The following is a 15,987-nucleotide window of genomic DNA, read 5'->3' on the forward strand; positions in this document are numbered from 1 at the left end:
TTTGCCTGACTTAGGGGCGTGCGCAGAACGGATCGTGGAGCGACGAGGCGGCTGCGGGCCGCGGTACGGGTGACGGCCGGGGCCGCGGCCGGGATCATGACGGGGATCGCGGGCGGCGTCGCCGCGCCGCCGCCCGAGGCGGAGGCCGGTACGGCACGGCCGGCGGCGGCCATCGGGCAGGCCGAGCCGGGGCGGACCGGCACCGCGCGGCAGCGGGCGTTCGCCGAGGCGGCGGCCGAGTTCGGCGTGCCGGTCGAGGTGCTGCTCGCCGTCTCCTACCACGAGTCGCGCTGGGAGCACCACGACGGCGAGCCGTCCGTCGCCGGCGGGTACGGCCCGATGCACCTGGTCCACGCGGACCTGTCGGCCACCCGCGGCGAGGGCTTCGCCCCGGTCTCCACGGCGGCCACCGGGGCCCGGCTCGCGAACCTCCCCTTGACCAGCGTGCTCACCGACGACCGGGCGAACATCCGCGCCGGGGCCGCGCTGCTCGCCCGGTACGGCCGGGCCGCGCGCGGCGGCGCCGCCCCGCCGCGCGACGACATCGGCGCCTGGTACCCCGCGGTGGTGCGCTGGGCGGCCACGCCGTACCCGGACGAGGCCCGGAACTTCGCCGATGATGTGTACCGGACGATCCGTAAAGGAGTGCGGAGGACCACCGATGACGGCCAGCGCGTCGAGCTGGCGGCCCGCCCGGACGTGAGGCCCGACCCGGGCCGCCTCGCCGCGTTCCGGCTGCGGCCACCCAAGCGCAAGCGCGCCGCCCAGTGCCCGCCGGGCATGACCTGCGGCGTGATCGAGACCGCGTACCACCGGCTGGACGCGGAGGACCCGGCGAGCTTCTGCAACTACGCCTCGGCGCAGCGGCCGAAGGACTCGTTCATCCGGTTCATCGTGCTGCACGACACCGAGACGAGCTACAAGCGCACCCGGGCGCTGCCGCGCAGCCCGAAGTACTGCGCGAGCTGGCACTACCTGGTCCGGTCCCGGGACGGCAAGGTCGACCAGGCGCTCGACGTGCGCCACGTGGCCTGGCACGCGGGCAACTGGTGGATCAACTCGCACTCGATCGGCATCGAGCAGGAGGGCTGGGCGAGCCGGGGCGGCCGCTGGTACACCGAGCGCATGTACCGGTCGACCGCGCGCCTGGTGCGCTACCTCGCCGAGCGGTACGACATCCCGCTCGACCGCGGGCACATCCTCGGCCACGACAACGTCCCGGCCGACTCGGGCAAGGGCGTGCGGGCGATGCACCACGACCCCGGCCCGTACTGGAACTGGGCGTACTTCTTCAAGCTGCTCGGCGCGCCGATCCGCGCCACCGCCGGGCCGGACTCCGAGCTCGTCACCATCCGCCCGAACTTCAAGCGGAACCGGCTGGTGTTCTCCGGCTGCGTGCCGAAGAACGAGCCGAAGGACGGCGGCAAGTGCGGCGCGGCCCCGCCCCGGCCGTCGAGCGCGGTCATGCTGCGCACCGAGCCACGCGACGACGCCCCGCTCATCGCCGACCCCTACCTGCACCCGAACGGCGGGCCGGGCACGAACCGGTACGGCGACTGGGGCGCCCGTGCCTCCACCGGCCAGCGGTTCGTGGTCGCCGAGCGGGCGGGCGACTGGGTGGCGATCTGGTACGGCGGGCGCCTCGCCTGGCTGAAGAACCCGGCCGACAACCCCGTGCTGGTCCCCACCGCCGGGGCGTACGTCACCCCGCGTCCCGGCCTGGAGTCCGCGGCGGTGTACGGCCGGCCGTTCCCGGAGCCCGACGAGCTGCCGCCGCACGTGGCCCAGTGGACCTACGGCCGCGGGCGGGTGCCGGGGCCGTACGACCGGTACGAGATCCCGGCGGGCCAGGCGTACGCGCTGATCGACACGTTCGAGGCGGACGTCTACTACGCGGCCCACCACGACGCCTCGGCCCCCGGCGACCGCACGCTCTACACCGGGTCCCGCGTCTTCCACCTCATCCACTTCAACCACCGGTACGCGTTCGTGGCCGACGACGAGGTGGAGGTGCTGCAGGCCGGGTGAGCACCCGCCCGCGCGGCGCGGCCCGCGCGGGCGGCTACTTGATCGCCCCCGAGGTGAGGCCGGACTGGATCTGGCGCTGGAAGATGATGTAGACGATCACCATCGGCACCACGGTGATGCTCAGGCCCGCGAACAGGCCCGGCCAGTCCGCCTCGTAGCCCGCGTTCGTCGAGATGTTCGCGATGCCCTGGGTGAGCAGCCACTTGTCCTCGACGTTGCCGGGCAGCAGCACGATCGGCAGCAGGTACTGGTTCCACTGCCCGAGGATGTTGAAGATCGTGATGCTGACCAGGCCGGGCTTCGCCATCGGCAGCATGATCTGGAAGAACGTGCGGGTGTGCGAGCAGCCGTCGATCATCGCCGCCTCGGCCACCGAGGTGGGCAGGCTCTTGAAGAACGCGGTGAGGAAGAACACCGTGAACGGCAGCGAGTAGGCGATGTAGACGAGGATCACGCCCGCGTGCGTGCCGAGCAGCCCGATGTTGCGCACCACGAAGAACAGCGGCACCAGGGCGAGGAACACCGGGAACGCCAGCCCGGACACGAACAGCAGGTAGATGATCCGGTTGCCGGGGAACTCGTACCGGGCGAGCACGTACGCCGCCATCGAGCCGAGCAGCATGGTGCCCGTGGTGGACAGCGCCACCACGAACACGGTGTTCCACATGTACTGGCCGATGTGCGCCTTGTCCCAGGCGCGGACCCAGGCGTCGAACGCGAAGCTCGACGGCAGGGTGAGCGGGTCGCCGAAGATCTCCGCGTTCGTCTTGAACGACGCCAGGAACGTCCACAGCACCGGGAAGATGATCAGGATCGCCCAGACGGCCAGGGCGATGTGCGCGAGCACGCCGAACACGCCCGGGCCGCCGCCCTTGTGCCGGGCCGCGGCCGCCTTAGCGACGGCCGGGGTCGCCTGGGTCGCCGTCGAGGATGGGGTCGCCATCAGTACTCGATCCTCTCGCGCCGGGTCACGCGCAGGGTCAGCACCGCGAAGGTGATCGTCATGAAGAACAGCGCCACGCCCATCGCGGACGCGTAGCCGTACTTGGAGAAGTTGAAGGCGTTACGCCAGATCTCCAGCGGCAGTACCGTGGTCGCGTTGTCCGGGCCGCCCCGGTCCACCGAGAGCACCTGGACGAGCGCGAACCCGTCGAACGCGGCGATGCCGAGGTAGACCCAGCCGACCTGGAGGGTGTCCCACAGCAGCGGCAGCGTGATGGAGAAGAACATCCGGATGCGGCCGGCCCCGTCGAGCGCGGCCGCCTCGAACACGTCCTTCGGGATCGCCGACATGCCGGCGGAGAACAGCACCACGTAGAAGCCGACCGCCTGCCAGACCATCACGCCGATGATCGACCACAGCGCGATGTCGGGGTTGGTGAGCCAGCCGATCGGCTCGATGCCGAACCGGGCGAGCACCCCGTTGATCACGCCGCTCTCGTCCGGGCGGTAGATCGCCTGGAACAGCACGCCGACGATCGCCACCGCCAGGACCTGCGGGAAGAAGAACACCACCCGGTAGAAGGTCGACCCGGCCACGCCGTTCATCCGCCCGCCGCGGCTGCCGCCGCCGAGGTTGAGCAGGTACGCGAAGAACAGCGCGATCGCGATGGTGAGCAGCGGCATCGCGACCAGCAGCACGATGTGGTGGCGCACCGCGGCCCAGAACACCTCGTCCTCGAGCAGCCGGGCGAAGTTGTCGAGTCCGGTGAAGTTCGGGGTCGCGGTGATGCCCCTCCAGTCGGTGAGCGCGATGTAGAACGCCTGGAGGTACGGGCTGATCACGAAGACGACGTAGAGGATCAGCGGGGCCGCGAGGAAGCCGATGATGAACGGGTACTTGCCATGCCGCACGGCTCAGGCCACCTCCCTCGCGGCCGCCGACCGCCCGCGGGCCGCGACGCCCGGGCTCGCCACGATCACCTAGATGCTCCGCTGCTGCTTGACGATCGAGTCGTCGTTCTTGGTCTTGTCCGCCGCGGCCTGCATCTTCTCGCAGAACTCGTCCGCGCTGATGCGGCCGAACATCAGGGCGTTGGTCTGCTTGCGCAGCTCGGTCTCGAGCTCCTTGTACCAGGTCTCGAAGAGCGAGTGGGTCACGATGTTCTGCCCCGCGGCCTTCTGCGCCTCGGCGACGCTCTTGTTGCCGGGGGAGAGCTCCAGGCCGTCGGTCGCGCCCATCACCACGGTGAAGTTGCCGGACTTCTCGGTGAAGCCGCGCGCGCCCTCCTTGGAGAGCATGATCCGCAGGTACTCCAGGCCGCCCTGCGGGTTCTTCGCCTGCGCCGGCACGATGTAGTTCTCGCCCGGGGCCACGCGGATCGCCTCGTACGGCATCTTGTCGCTCGCGGTCACGCTCGGCGTGGGGGCGATCGCGTAGGCGAAGTTCGGCGGGGTGTTGCTCTTCTGCTCGTTCTCCAGCCAGGAGCCGGACGGGTAGAAGGCGATCTTCCCCTGGTTCTGCCGGGTCTGCACCTCGGTGTGGATGAGGCCCTCGAACGACTTGCCCATGTACGGGCCGATCTCCGCCCAGGCCGCGGCGGCCTGCCGTACCGGCTCGGCGGTCCACGCGCCGTCGGCGAGGTTGTCGATGTTGACGAGCACCTCGTTGCCGCCGATCTTCGCCGCCGAGATGAGGATCATCCAGTACTGGTAGTAGGCGGCGTTCTTGCCCGCGTACGCGTACGGCACGATGCCGGCGCTCTTGGCGGTCTCGCAGAAGGCCTTGAACTCGTCGAAGGTCTTCGGCGGGGTCCAGCCCTTCTCCTGGAACAGGTTGGCGTCGTACCACATGCCGTACGTCGAGGTGACGTACTTGAGCACGTACGGCTTGCCCTGGATCATGCCCGCCTCGACGGTGCCGGGCAGCAGGGTCTCGCGCACCTTCTTGCTCGGGTCGTCGAGCGAGGGGGCCTCGAACAGCGGGGTGAGGTCGAGCAGCTGGCCCTCGGCGACCAGCGCGCCCTCGTCCATGAGGTCGGCGCCCGCGTTGGAGATCATGTCCGGCACGTCGCCGCTGGCGAACCGGGGCTGCAGCGTCTGCGCGATCTGCTGCGTGGCGACGTGCTTGATCTCCGCCTGCGGATACATCTTCTTGTACATCGGCTGGTGGACCTGGGTGGCGTACTCGTCGCCGAGGCCGCCCTTGAAGATCACGACCTCCAGCGGCTTGGTCGGGTCCACGCCGAGGGGGTTCGCCGCGGAGGTCGCGGCGGCGCTGCCGGAGGCCGCGGGAGCCGCCCCGCCGCCACTGGTGGCGCACGCGTTGAGCAGTCCGGCGGCGGGACCGGCGACGAGCGCGGTGAGGCCGATGCGGCGGAAGAGCTGCCGCCGGGTGATGGCGCCCGGCGTGTCGGCGGTGTGGGACATGCCAACCCTCCCAGGGGGCGGATCAATTAGGAAACTTTCCTATTCGTTTTGCAGGAACGTACGTCCGCCCGCGCGGAGCGTCAAGAGGGGCCGCGCAACCCGTGATCGAGCTGTGGCCGACCCGCAGACGCGCCGCGACCTGCCTGCGGGAACGAGGGCACGGCGAAACGCGGGGCCGCCCGTCCGGCCGCCCCGCGATCTTCGTCCCGTGTCGCCGGGTGCTCCTCCCGGGCCGGCTCAGCCCGCGCCGAAGTGCGCGCGGGTCTCGGCGAAGGCCCGGTCGGTGCCCTCGAGCGCCTGCTTGATGTCCTTCTCGGTGTGGGCGGCCGACAGGAACCAGTTGTGCCACGGGTGCAGGTAGACCCCGTGCCGCAGGCACGCGGCGCTGAAGTACATGCCCTTCTCCAGGGTGGTGTCACCCTCGAAGCTCAGCCAGGGGATCTGCACCGGCCCGGTCTGCCGGACCGTGAACCCGTGGGCGCGCGCCTGCTCCTCAAGGCCGTCGCGGAGCAGCCGCCCGGCGTGCTCCATCGCCGCGATGCCGTCCTCGTCGCGCAGCGTCTCGATGGTGGCCTTCGCCGCGGCCATCGCCACCGCGGAGAACCAGAACGAGCCGGTCGAGTACAGCGTGGTGGCCGCGTCGCGCAGCGCGTCGGTGCCGGTCACCGCCGCGATCGCGTACCCGTTGCCCATCGCCTTGCTCCACGCGGTCAGGTCCGGCCGCACGCCGTACCGCTCCCAGGAGCCGCGCAGGTCGAGCCGGAAGCCCGCGCGCACGTCGTCGATGACGAGCGCGGCGCCGATCCGGTCGGCGAGCGCCCGGACGCCCCGCACGAACTCCGGGTCGGCGAGCTCCTGGTCCTCGAACGCGTCGTGCTTGAACGGCGTGACGATGATCGCCGCCACGTCGCCGTCGGCCCGCGCCGCGGCCTCCTCGGCGCTCGCCAGGTCGTTGTAGGTGAACTCGATCAGGTCGGCCCGCTCGTTCGGGGTGGTCCCGGCCGGGCTCGGCGTGCACCACGGGTCGGCGCCGTGGTACGCGCCGTGCGCCTTGAGCACCTTGGTGCGCCCGGTGGCGGCGCGGGCCACCATGAGCGCCTGGGTGGTGGCGTCGGTGCCGTTCTTGGAGAACATCGCCCAGTCCGCGCTCGGGACGAGGTCGACGAGCAGCTCGGCGAGCTCCACCATGACCGGGCCCGGCCCGTTGAGGCAGTCGCCCTGGGCGAGCTGGCGGGCCGCCGCCTCCTCCACCTTGGGGTGGCGGTGGCCGAGCACGATCGGCCCCCAGCTGCACATGAGGTCGATGTACTCGCGCCCGTCGGCGTCCCACTGCCGGCAGCCCTCGCCCCGGACGAAGAACTGGGGGTACGTCGGCCCGTGGAGCGCCGCGTTGAGGTGGCCGTACATGCCGCCGGGGATCACCCGGGCCGCGCGCTCGCGCAGCGCCGCGTCGGATGGCCCTGTGCCGGATGCCGTCATGCCTGCCGCTCCTTCCGTGTGCGGTCCTTGTCGGTGCGGTCTTCGGTGCTTCCGTGCGGTCCGCCTCAGGACGCCGCCGCTTCGCCGAGCAGCGCGAGGATGTCGTCGAGGCCGACGATCCCGGCGTCGGAGCCGAGACCGGTCGCGGTCTTCGCCGCGGCGGCGGTGCCCCACCGGGCGGCGGTGAGCACGTCGCGCCCGTGCAGCAGGCCGACGATGAACCCGGCGCAGTACGCGTCGCCGCAGCCGGTGGTGTCGCGCACCGGCACCTCCAGCGCCGGGACGCGCTCGCGCACGCCGTCGGCGGTGGCGACGAGGCTGCCGTCGCCGCCGAGCGTGATCAGGACGCCGCGCACCCCCTCGGCGAGCAGCGCCTCGGCCGCGCCCTCGGCGTCCGCCGCGCCGGTCATCGCGAGCGCCTGCTCCAGGTTCGGCAGCACGTAGTCGACGTGCGGCAGGAACGCCTTCGCCGCGGTGAGCAGGTCGGGCATGTTCGACAGCAGGTCCATCGTGACCACGGTGCCGCCCGCCCGGGCCCGGTCGAGCAGCGCGAGGAAGCCCGGGTCGTTGAGGCCGAACGTCACGTCCATGCCGCCCAGGTGCACGGCCTTGGCGCGCAGCACCGCCTCGGGCGCGACGTCGGCGGGGGAGACGGTGAGGTTCGCGCCCGGCACGTGGAAGCTCGGCCGCCCGCCGTCCGGCCGGATCGGCAGGATCGAGGCCGCGGTCTGCTCCCCGGTACGGCGGGCCAGCCCGGCGGTGTCCACACCGTGGCGGCCGAGCACGGCGAGCAGGAAGTCACCCAGCTCGTCGTCCCCGATCGCGCCGTGGCAGCTCACCTCGGCGCCGAGCTTGACGAGATCGACGGCGGTCCCGGCGGCGGATCCGGCGGCGGTGATCCGGATCTGCTCCACCAGCACGGTGTCCTGACCTTCGGGGATGTGTTCGACCGGCCGCGCCAGCACGTCGACGATGTGCACGCCGACCGCGGCGACCGGGCCTACGCGCGTGTGGGGCATGGGCGCCTCCGCGGGCACTAAATGCGAGCAGGGCTCATAACTTGTGCACGTAGTAGACAGAGACGCCGGGCAAAAGTCAAGAGAGAGTAAATAGACTGGCGGCCTGGGGGGATCCGATGGCCAGAAGCGTTGACCATCAGCGGCGGCGCATGGAGGTCCTCGCGGCCGCCCGCCGGGTGATCGTGCGCGACGGCATCGAGGCGGCGACCACCCGGAACATCGCCCGGGAGGCGGGCTGCTCCAGCGGGGCGCTCACCCACTACTTCGCCGGCAAGGACGACATCCTCTCCTCGCTGCTGCGCCACTCCCACGAGCACGTACGGCGCCGCCGCCGGGAACGGACCGCGGGTGTGCGCGGCCTCGCCGCGCTGCGCGAGCTGCTGCTCGACAGCCTCCCGCTCGACGCCGAGCGCACCCGCGAGACCCGCATGGAGATCGACTTCTGGAGCCGGGGCCTCACCGCCGAGCACCTCGCCGACGTGCAGCGGCGGGAGCACGCCAAGCTGCGCGCGGCGATCCGCCGCCGCCTCGCCGAGGCCCACGAGGCCGGGGAGATCACCCTGCCCCGCACCCCGCCGCCCGAGGTGCTCGCCGAGATCGCCGCCAAGGGCACGCCGCGGGCCGCGGACCGGCCGGCCGTACCGGAGGGGGAGGACCCGCCGGCGGAGGAGCCGGGGAAGGAGGACGGCCCGCCACGCCCGCAGGACCTCGACGCGGTCGCCGAGCGGCTGCTCGCCCTCGTCGACGGCCTCAGCGTGCACCTGCTGCTCTACCCGGACCGGCTGAGCCGGGCCGAGGCGGAGCGCCTGGTCCTCGCCGAGCTCGCCGCGCTCGCCCGCTGACCCGGCGCGCGGCGCGGGCGGTCAGGCGAAGATCGACGGCGGCGGCACCGGGACCACGACCGGGTCGCCGTCGTGCAGCGGCGCGGCCCCGGCGACGAAGTCGGTGAACGCCCGGCCGTGCAGGCACCGCGCCCGGGGCATGCCGGAGGCGGCCTTCCGGACCAGGCCGTCGGTGTCGAACGCCGCGTCGGAGGCGGCGAGGATGAGGTTGCCGAACCGGCGGCCGCGCATCACCCCGGGGTCGGCGAGCAGCACCGCGTGCCGGAACGGGCCGTGCACCGTGGCCGCGACCCGGCGGGCGAACGCCAGGCCCTTGCCGTCGGCGGTGTTGACCAGCAGCGTGCCGGTCGGCCGCAGCACCCGGGCGAGCTCGGCCATGTACTCGGCGGTGGCGAGGTCGAGCGGCATGGTCGCGCCGCTGAACGCGTCGAGCACGATCAGGTCGGCCGAGGCGTCGCGCAGGTCCGCCGCGCCGCTGCGCCCGTCGGTGACCCGCACCTTCAGCCCGGGCACCGAGCGCAGGCCGAGCCGTTCCCGGACCAGCTCCACCAGCCCGCCGTCGGGCTCGATCACGATCTGCCGGGAGCCGGGCCGGGTCGCGGCGACGTACCGGGGGAGCGTGCACGCGCCGCCGCCGACGTGCACCGCGTCGAGCGGCCCCGCGGCGAGCGTGTCGATCACCGCGGCCATCAGCCGCACGTACTCGAAGTCGAGGTAGGTGGGGTCGTCGAGGTCGACGTACGACTGCGGCACGCCGCTCATCATGAGCATCCAGCCGCCCGGCCGGTCGGCGTCGCGCAGCAGCTCCACCTCGCCGAAGGTCACCGGGTAGCGCCCGGGCTCGGGTGGCCGCTCCGTCCTGCGCCTGCGCCCCACGGTGCCCTCCTTCGCCGCCGATCGTCCGGATGCTTTCGACACCACCGTACGCGCCCGCGCGGGGTGATCATCCCGCGCGGCGGCCAGCCCGCCCCCGCGCCCGCCGCCGGTCCTGCCGCCTGTCCAGGAGATTCCAAAAGATCTTCTTGAATCTGGACTTTGAACCGAAGGTCTTCTTGTCGATAGCATGCAATCAGAGAGGAAATGTTGCAGGTCGGAGGAGGAGGGGGAATGGAACGGATCGCTCCCGGCGAGGTACACAAGGTGCTCGACCGGCACCTGCTCGTCGACGGTTTCGACTTCGTGCTCGATCTGGAGCGCAGCGCGGGGTCCTGGCTCGTCGACGCCCGGACCGGCCGCCGTTACCTGGACTTCTACACGTTCTTCGCGTCCGCCCCGCTGGGCGTCAACCCGTTCCGCGACGACCCGGAGTTCCTCGCCGAACTGGGCCGCGTCGCCGCGAACAAGCCGGCGAACTCCGACGTGTACACGACGTACTTCGCCGAGTTCGTGGCGACCTTCAGCCGGGTGCTCGGCGACCCCGAGCTGCCGCACCTGTTCTTCGTCGAGGGCGGCGCGCTCGCCGTGGAGAACGCGCTCAAGTGCGCGTTCGACTGGAAGAGCCGCCGCAACGAGGCGGCGGGCCGGTCACCGGAGCTCGGCACCAAGGTGCTCCACCTCACCCGCGCCTTCCACGGCCGCAGCGGCTACACGCTCTCGCTCACCAACACCGACCCGGTGAAGACCGAGCGGTTCCCCAAGTTCGACTGGCCGCGCATCGAGGTGCCCGCCACCCACCTGTTCGGCAGCCTCGCCGAGCTCGAGGCCGCCGAGGCCCGCGCGCTCGCCCAGGCCCGCGAGGCGTTCGAGCGGTACCCGCACGACATCGCCTGCTTCATCGCCGAGCCGATCCAGGGCGAGGGCGGCGACAACCACATGCGGCCGGAGTTCCTCCAGGCGATGCAGCGGCTGTGCCACGAGTACGACGCGCTGTTCATCGTCGACGAGGTGCAGACCGGCGTGGGCATCACCGGCACCCCGTGGGCCTACCAGCAGCTCGGCCTCGCCCCCGACATCGTCGCCTTCGCCAAGAAGGTGCAGGTCGGCGGCATCATGGCGGGCCGCCGCGTGGACCTCGTCCCGGACAACGTGTTCCGGGTGAGCGGGCGCATCAACTCCACCTGGGGCGGCGGGCTGGTGGACATGGTGCGCTCCCGGCGCATGCTGGAGATCATCGAGCGGGACGGCCTGATCCCGCGCGCCGACGTGCTCGGCGAGCGGCTGCTCACCGGCCTGCGCGCGCTGGAGGCCGAGTTCCCTGGCAGGATCCGCGCGGTGCGGGGCCGGGGTCTGATGTGCGCCTTCGACGTCGCCTCCGGCCGGCGGGCGGACCGGGACCGGCTGCTCGCCCGGCTGCGCGACGAGGAGGGCGTGCTCATGCTGCCGTGCGGCGAGACCTCGATCCGGGTGCGCCCGGCGCTGTCGGTGACCGAGCAGGAGCTCGAGTACGGCCTCGCCGCGCTGCGCCGCGTACTGCTCGCGGATCAGCCTCTGGAGGACGACGACGCGGACCGGCGCCACAGCCCGATCGCGGCCCTGCGGGAGTCGGCGCCGAGCTTGGCGTAGATCCGGTTGACGTGGTTCTTCACGGTCTTCTCGCTGAGGAAGAGCCGTTGCGCGATCTCACCGTTGGAACAGCCGGTGGCGATCAGCTCCATCACCTCGGCTTCGCGCTTGCTCAGGCCCAGTGCGGCGCGGTCGTCGACGCTCATCCGGCCTCCGTGGCTGGAACGCAAACAGAGATCGCCGAGCCCCCCGCGCTTGGCGGCGTTGCGGTTGACAGCGAGCATAACCCGCGACGCCCGTCTTTCGGGACCCTTCGCGGGTTGTTTCGGTGAACGGCCACGCCGAAACGACCGAAAGGGCCCGGTCAGAACTCTGACCGGGCCCTTTCCCGTTGGGGTGAGTGATGGGACTTGAACCCACGACATCCAGGACCACAACCTGGCGCTCTGCCAACTGAGCTACACCCACCATGTCCGCCGCGGCGGCACGTAGAAAGTGTACCGGTCTTTCGGAGTGCTTGCGCCACTGCCGGGGCCGTACCGGGAAAACGTCCGGGGAAAGACCGGGTATGCCCGAGGCTAGGAGGCGGCGGTCACGCTCTCGGCGACGTCGCGGGCGGTCGCGGAGTCCGGCCCCGGCTGGGGCACGAACACCGCGGCGCGGTAGTACCGCAGCTCGCGGATGCTCTCCACGATGTCGGCGAGGGCGCGGTGGCCGCCCTGCTTCTCGGGCGCGGCGAAGTACACCCGGGGGTACCAGCGGCGCACCAGCTCCTTGATCGACGACACGTCGATCATGCGGTAGTGGAGGTAGGCGTCGACGAGCGGCATGTCCCGGGCGAGGAACGACCGGTCGGTGGCGATCGAGTTGCCGCACAGCGGGGCGCGCTTGGGCTCGGGGATGTGCCCGCGGATGTACTCGAGCACCCGTGCCTCGGCCTCGGCGAGGGTGACGCCGCCGGGCAGCGCGTCGAGCAGGCCCGAGACGGTGTGCATCTGGCGCACCACGTCCGACATCTGCTCCAGCGCCTCCTGCGGAGGTTTGATGACGAGGTCGATGCCCCCGTCCAGCTGGTTCAGCTCGCTGTCGGTGACCACGCACGCCACCTCGACCAGCGCGTCACGGCCGAGGTCGAGGCCGGTCATCTCACAGTCGATCCAAACCAGCAGGTCGTTCATAGGAACAGGGTAGAGCACGCGAGCGCCAGGATGTGGTCGGCATATATCGGTACTTGGTCGCGATGCCCGCTACGACACCCGCAGCGATTCGACGACCTCGTCGACCACGCCCGTGTCGAGGTTGTCGGGCACGGTCGCGAACAGCAGCGCCGGCGGGTTCTCCTCGCCCCGGTCGACGAGCACGAGCGCGCCGACCTCCTTGCGCCACTGCCAGCCGTTCCGCTCGGCCTGCTCGGTAAAGTCCATCTCGAACTTGAGCAGCCGGGCCGGGCGGCCGCTCACCGTGATCGCCCTGTCCTCGAGGATGCGGCGCTCGTGCGGCACGCCGTACAGGGCGTCCTCGGCGTTGGTGAGGAAGGTGCCGAGAACGTCCTTCAGGCTGTCCGGCCCGCTGTACGGCGCGGCCGTCGACAGCGGCCCGGCGAGCACCGTGCCCACCCAGTCCTTGCCCGGCTCGTAGTTCCGCTGCGAGAGGGCCTGGTAGCCGCTGGTCCACAGCTGGCCGAACGGGATTCCTCCGTTCACCGCCCGCGGGTCGGCGATCTGCCACGGATCACCGGGGAAGTGGTAGGACAGCCCGCTGATCGGATCGTTGATCCGCCCGTCCACCGGCTGCGGGAACAGGCCCCCGCCCGGCGACGTGGGCTCCGCGCTCGGCACCGGCACCGGCTCGACGCTCGGATCCTCGCTCGGCTCCGCCTCGGCGCTCGCGGACGGCGGGGCCGCCACGGATCCGCCGTCGCCGGAGCCGCTCCGCCCGGTGAGCACGATCGTCCCGATGATCGCGAGCACCACGACGATCGCCACGGCGGCGCCGCCGAGCACCCACGGCATCATCCCGCCCGGGCGCCGCGGCTGCTCCGGCTGCTGCTGAGGCGGCGGCGGGAACTCCGGTACGGGGAGCCGCGCGGTGTCGCCCTGCCGTACCCCCTGGCCGGGGGCGTCCGGGCCGCCACCGGACGGGCTCACCACCACCGTGGGCGCCTGCGGGCCGGTCTCGGAACCCCCCTCGGCCGCGGTCCGCGCGCCCTGGGCCGCCGCAACGTCCTCCAGGCGATGGGTGGCGTCCGTCCACTGGGTGCCGTCCCACCAGCGGAGCAGGGGTTTTCCGTAAGGGTCGGGATACCAGCCTGCAGGGGATTGCGTCATGTTTGCCAGACTAATGAACTTGCCGCCGCGGGGGAGTCTCAAGCGGCGGCAGGTGACCATTGCCTTGCCCCGCGGTGGCACCGCGCCGAATCGCGCCGCCGCCCGAGCGGGGAGATCTGCCGGGTTCGCCGGGCTCCCGATCGGACACGCGTCGCGGCGCGCGGGGACCCGGTACGGCGGCGGACCGGACGCACCGAACCGGCGAGGGCCGACACCCGACGGCACGGTGGGACCGCCCTTGCCGATGGCGAACGCGGGCGGCCGAACGTGACTCGGGTTGCGGACGTGCGGAAAAGTATGGCCGTGCACGTTCCAATTGATGTAAACTCCGTACACGGGCGTGATGATCGCCACGACGCCGGTCAGCCGGGCCGGCGCGCGGGTCGTCGCGATGCTCGTCCCGGACGCCGGGCCCGGCCGGGCCCTGTCGTGGTCTAGGAGGCGAGAGATGTACGGAGCTTGCCGTACGTCTTCAGGGCGCGGTCCGCCGTTCGCGCGAGACGCGGGTTGGCGAGGACGGTCGCGCGCGCCTTACGCACGGGCACCCGGGACAGCCAGTGCAGCCCCGCCCCGAGGGACGGCAGGGCGATCCGCCCCTCACAGACGAGATACTCGCCGTTCTTGAGCTTCTCCTTGTATTCCTTCTGGCCCCGGCCCAGGTCGATCACCCGGATGCCGGACTGGGCGGCCTTCTCGGCCATCGCCAGGTGGTGGATGAGGCCGGGGGAGTACTTGGAGAACGCCGGATCGTAGGCGGGGAACCAGCCGGCGAGGGTCGTCTTGGTACGGATCCCGAAGTGTCCCGCCACCGGCCGGTCGTCGACATAGATCATGTCGAGCACGCCGCCGAAGTGCTCGCCGTCGAGCTGGGCGAGGTTCCGCACCAGTTGAACGATCCAAGGCCTGGCGAACCTGTCACTGCGGCCGGTCCGCCGGTACTGGTCGGTCTTCCAGCGCAGTAACGTGCGCAGCGGCTCCTCGTCACGCAGGCCGTACTCGTGCCGGAGCGTGCCGAAATCCCGCTGCAGCTTACGGCTCTTGTAGGCCGTGGATCGGTAGGTCTTGCCGGAGTTCTTCTTGACCGTCTCGATGTACGCGTCGAACCCCTCGCTCATGTCCATGATCGGCGAGGGATACCGGTCATAGCGCTCCGGCAGCAGCGGCTGGCCCGCGACCATGTGGTCGAACTCGAACACGGAAAGGCCGCAGGCCTTGATCAGCTGCCGTGGGTCGAGCTCGATGTCCTTGGCGTGAACCAGCCCCTGCGCGTCCGTCAGGCCGGCGGCGATGGGCATACCGATCCCGAACGGATGCCGTTCGAAGGGGAAGAACCCGACGATCGACGAGCCCTCGCTGAGTACCGCGACTCGGGCCTGTTCACGCAGACGCCCGACCTCGATGGTGAACTCCGGAGACAGGAACGGATTGTCGAGGGCGGGGTGTGAGGTCTGCAGCTCCCGCCACGCGGTGATCTCGGTGTCTCCCAGTTCGCGCGGATGTACGACTGAGATACGCATGAGCTCCCAATCAGGGGTGGATGGTGCGGCTCAGCGGGCCGGTGCACGCTACTCACCCAGCATGCTGGGCGTCGCGTAAGCGACAAGTAAAAGCTCACCGTAGCTCGAAGAGATCCTGGGAGATGCCCCGCAAATTACCGATTCACTCGGATGAGAGACGGGATCCCAGGCTCACCTCATGCCCGGCCAGATGGCCTAGGCCGGATTGTATCGCCTGGTTTGCGGCGTCATCCGCCAACGTGGCCGGGTCTTGCCCTCCCCGTACCCTGCGTGCACCGTTCAGTGCCACACGGGGCAGGGGGACCCGTACGGAGGACCCGTCGTCGCCGGTGATCCGCGTGATGTCGATGGCGCCGGGGTCGCCCTCGGTCGTCCCGGGGACCTGGGAGAGGCCGAAGTGGCCGCCGGTGGCCCAGGCGCGGCCGCTGCGCGGCGCCGCGACCGAGTGGGGGTACGGCAAGGGCGGGCCGGCAGGCCAGCTCCGCGGGATCTTCCAGGAGTCCAGCCAGGCGAGGATCTCATTGAGGCCGTCCATCTTCGAGTCGGTGAAGGGTTCGTGCACCGAACCGAGAACCCTGATCTGGACGCACACCCGGCCGTGCCGGTTGACATCACCGGGCAGGCCGCAGGCCGCCCGGGTCGCCGGGAGCGACTGGACGATCTCCCCGGTCACCGGATTCCAGACCAGGTGGGAGGGGCGGCCGATCTGGACCAAACGCTGTGCCACGGACTTCGCGCTGATCCCGTGGGGATCGGCCGGCCACAGGAGCCATACGGCTCGCGGGGCCCCTCCGTTCATGGACCCACCGTCGACGGAAGCGGGAACGACACCGGCGGAATGTAGCCATGCTTGGGCCACTGTGCCCCCTAAAATCCTCGGTTGGGCAGTTTTTTACCCATTCACAGCTACCCATACCCGTCAAGATTTGTAGGGCTTGAGATCCTTGTGCACCTGTATGCTGCG

General features: G+C 71.1%; 14 protein-coding genes and 1 tRNA gene. 3 read left to right on the forward strand and 12 right to left on the reverse strand.

Going from position 1 to position 15,987, the window contains the following annotated elements; genetic code table 11:
• The first annotated feature begins 18 nt into the window (after window positions 1-18).
• Window positions 19-2,028 carry an N-acetylmuramoyl-L-alanine amidase gene (locus tag FHX40_RS04810; RefSeq protein ID WP_142258494.1) on the forward strand — a complete coding sequence of 670 codons (2,010 nt, stop codon included), beginning with the start codon at window positions 19-21 and terminating at the stop codon, window positions 2,026-2,028.
• A 34-nt stretch (window positions 2,029-2,062) separates the two neighbouring features.
• Here FHX40_RS04810 and FHX40_RS04815 read toward each other — a convergent pair whose 3' ends face one another.
• The 5 genes from FHX40_RS04815 to FHX40_RS04835 all read right to left on the reverse strand — a co-directional run bounded on the left by FHX40_RS04815 (window position 2,063) and on the right by FHX40_RS04835 (window position 7,895).
• Window positions 2,063-2,971, reverse strand: a complete 909-nt coding sequence (locus FHX40_RS04815; protein WP_142258495.1) for a carbohydrate ABC transporter permease — start codon at window positions 2,969-2,971, stop codon at window positions 2,063-2,065.
• On the reverse strand, window positions 2,971-3,882 hold the full coding sequence (locus tag FHX40_RS04820; protein ID WP_142258496.1) for a carbohydrate ABC transporter permease: 912 nt from the start codon (window positions 3,880-3,882) through the stop codon (window positions 2,971-2,973). Before FHX40_RS04820 ends, FHX40_RS04815 begins: the two co-directional genes overlap by 1 nt.
• A 69-nt stretch (window positions 3,883-3,951) precedes the next feature.
• Window positions 3,952-5,397, reverse strand: coding sequence for an N-acetylglucosamine/diacetylchitobiose ABC transporter substrate-binding protein (gene ngcE / locus FHX40_RS04825; RefSeq protein WP_142258497.1), 1,446 nt, complete (start codon window positions 5,395-5,397; stop codon window positions 3,952-3,954).
• Between the two features lie 237 nt (window positions 5,398-5,634).
• Window positions 5,635-6,876 (reverse strand): aminotransferase class III-fold pyridoxal phosphate-dependent enzyme, encoded by a 1,242-nt coding sequence (locus tag FHX40_RS04830; RefSeq protein WP_142258498.1) that lies wholly within the window; start codon window positions 6,874-6,876, stop codon window positions 5,635-5,637.
• 65 nt (window positions 6,877-6,941) lie between these two features.
• A complete protein-coding gene (locus tag FHX40_RS04835; protein WP_142258499.1) occupies window positions 6,942-7,895 on the reverse strand; it encodes a carbohydrate kinase family protein in 954 nt (317 codons plus the stop codon).
• Between the two features lie 116 nt (window positions 7,896-8,011).
• Between FHX40_RS04835 and FHX40_RS04840 the strand changes: the two genes are divergently transcribed.
• A complete protein-coding gene (locus tag FHX40_RS04840; protein WP_142258500.1) occupies window positions 8,012-8,737 on the forward strand; it encodes a TetR/AcrR family transcriptional regulator in 726 nt (241 codons plus the stop codon).
• A 21-nt stretch (window positions 8,738-8,758) separates the two neighbouring features.
• Here the strand turns inward: FHX40_RS04840 and FHX40_RS04845 are convergent, their stop codons facing one another.
• The gene (locus tag FHX40_RS04845; RefSeq protein ID WP_229789081.1) at window positions 8,759-9,613 is read right to left on the reverse strand and encodes a spermidine synthase; all 855 of its coding nucleotides are present in this window, start codon (window positions 9,611-9,613) and stop codon (window positions 8,759-8,761) included.
• Window positions 9,614-9,844: 231 nt separating this feature from the next.
• Between FHX40_RS04845 and lat the strand changes: the two genes are divergently transcribed.
• Window positions 9,845-11,239 (forward strand): L-lysine 6-transaminase, encoded by a 1,395-nt coding sequence (gene lat / locus FHX40_RS04850; protein WP_142258502.1) that lies wholly within the window; start codon window positions 9,845-9,847, stop codon window positions 11,237-11,239.
• Here lat and FHX40_RS04855 read toward each other — a convergent pair.
• The 6 genes from FHX40_RS04855 to FHX40_RS04880 all read right to left on the reverse strand — a co-directional run bounded on the left by FHX40_RS04855 (window position 11,158) and on the right by FHX40_RS04880 (window position 15,750).
• Window positions 11,158-11,385 (reverse strand): helix-turn-helix domain-containing protein, encoded by a 228-nt coding sequence (locus tag FHX40_RS04855; protein ID WP_142258503.1) that lies wholly within the window; start codon window positions 11,383-11,385, stop codon window positions 11,158-11,160. The genes lat and FHX40_RS04855 overlap by 82 nt on opposite strands.
• A gap of 186 nt (window positions 11,386-11,571) precedes the next feature.
• Window positions 11,572-11,647 (reverse strand) — tRNA-His (locus FHX40_RS04860).
• Window positions 11,648-11,757: 110 nt separating this feature from the next.
• On the reverse strand, window positions 11,758-12,357 hold the full coding sequence (orn, locus tag FHX40_RS04865) for an oligoribonuclease (protein ID WP_142258504.1): 600 nt from the start codon (window positions 12,355-12,357) through the stop codon (window positions 11,758-11,760).
• Window positions 12,358-12,426: 69 nt separating this feature from the next.
• Entirely contained in the window at window positions 12,427-13,506 is a 1,080-nt protein-coding gene (locus FHX40_RS04870; protein WP_170198713.1) for a DUF2510 domain-containing protein, read from the reverse strand.
• Between the two features lie 434 nt (window positions 13,507-13,940).
• On the reverse strand, window positions 13,941-15,023 hold the full coding sequence (locus tag FHX40_RS04875; protein ID WP_170198714.1) for a GNAT family N-acetyltransferase: 1,083 nt from the start codon (window positions 15,021-15,023) through the stop codon (window positions 13,941-13,943).
• Window positions 15,024-15,165: 142 nt separating this feature from the next.
• Window positions 15,166-15,750, reverse strand: a complete 585-nt coding sequence (locus FHX40_RS04880; protein WP_211350161.1) for a hypothetical protein — start codon at window positions 15,748-15,750, stop codon at window positions 15,166-15,168.
• Between the last annotated feature and the right edge of the window lie 237 nt (window positions 15,751-15,987).

The organism is Thermopolyspora flexuosa (assembly GCF_006716785.1).
Lineage (GTDB): Bacteria > Actinomycetota > Actinomycetes > Streptosporangiales > Streptosporangiaceae > Thermopolyspora > Thermopolyspora flexuosa.

Excerpts from the sequence above, each read along its gene's own strand:
- FHX40_RS04840 (WP_142258500.1), top strand. The coding sequence starts at position 8,012 with ATGGCCAGAAGCGTTGACCATCAGCGGCGGCGCATGGAGGTCCTCGCG.
- FHX40_RS04875 (WP_170198714.1), bottom strand. The coding sequence starts at position 15,023 with ATGCGTATCTCAGTCGTACATCCGCGCGAACTGGGAGACACCGAGATC.
- FHX40_RS04830 (WP_142258498.1), bottom strand. The coding sequence starts at position 6,876 with ATGACGGCATCCGGCACAGGGCCATCCGACGCGGCGCTGCGCGAGCGC.
- ngcE (WP_142258497.1), bottom strand. The coding sequence starts at position 5,397 with ATGTCCCACACCGCCGACACGCCGGGCGCCATCACCCGGCGGCAGCTC.
- lat (WP_142258502.1), top strand. The coding sequence starts at position 9,845 with ATGGAACGGATCGCTCCCGGCGAGGTACACAAGGTGCTCGACCGGCAC.
- orn (WP_142258504.1), bottom strand. The coding sequence starts at position 12,357 with ATGAACGACCTGCTGGTTTGGATCGACTGTGAGATGACCGGCCTCGAC.
- FHX40_RS04870 (WP_170198713.1), bottom strand. The coding sequence starts at position 13,506 with ATGACGCAATCCCCTGCAGGCTGGTATCCCGACCCTTACGGAAAACCC.
- FHX40_RS04855 (WP_142258503.1), bottom strand. The coding sequence starts at position 11,385 with ATGAGCGTCGACGACCGCGCCGCACTGGGCCTGAGCAAGCGCGAAGCC.
- FHX40_RS04815 (WP_142258495.1), bottom strand. The coding sequence starts at position 2,971 with ATGGCGACCCCATCCTCGACGGCGACCCAGGCGACCCCGGCCGTCGCT.
- FHX40_RS04835 (WP_142258499.1), bottom strand. The coding sequence starts at position 7,895 with ATGCCCCACACGCGCGTAGGCCCGGTCGCCGCGGTCGGCGTGCACATC.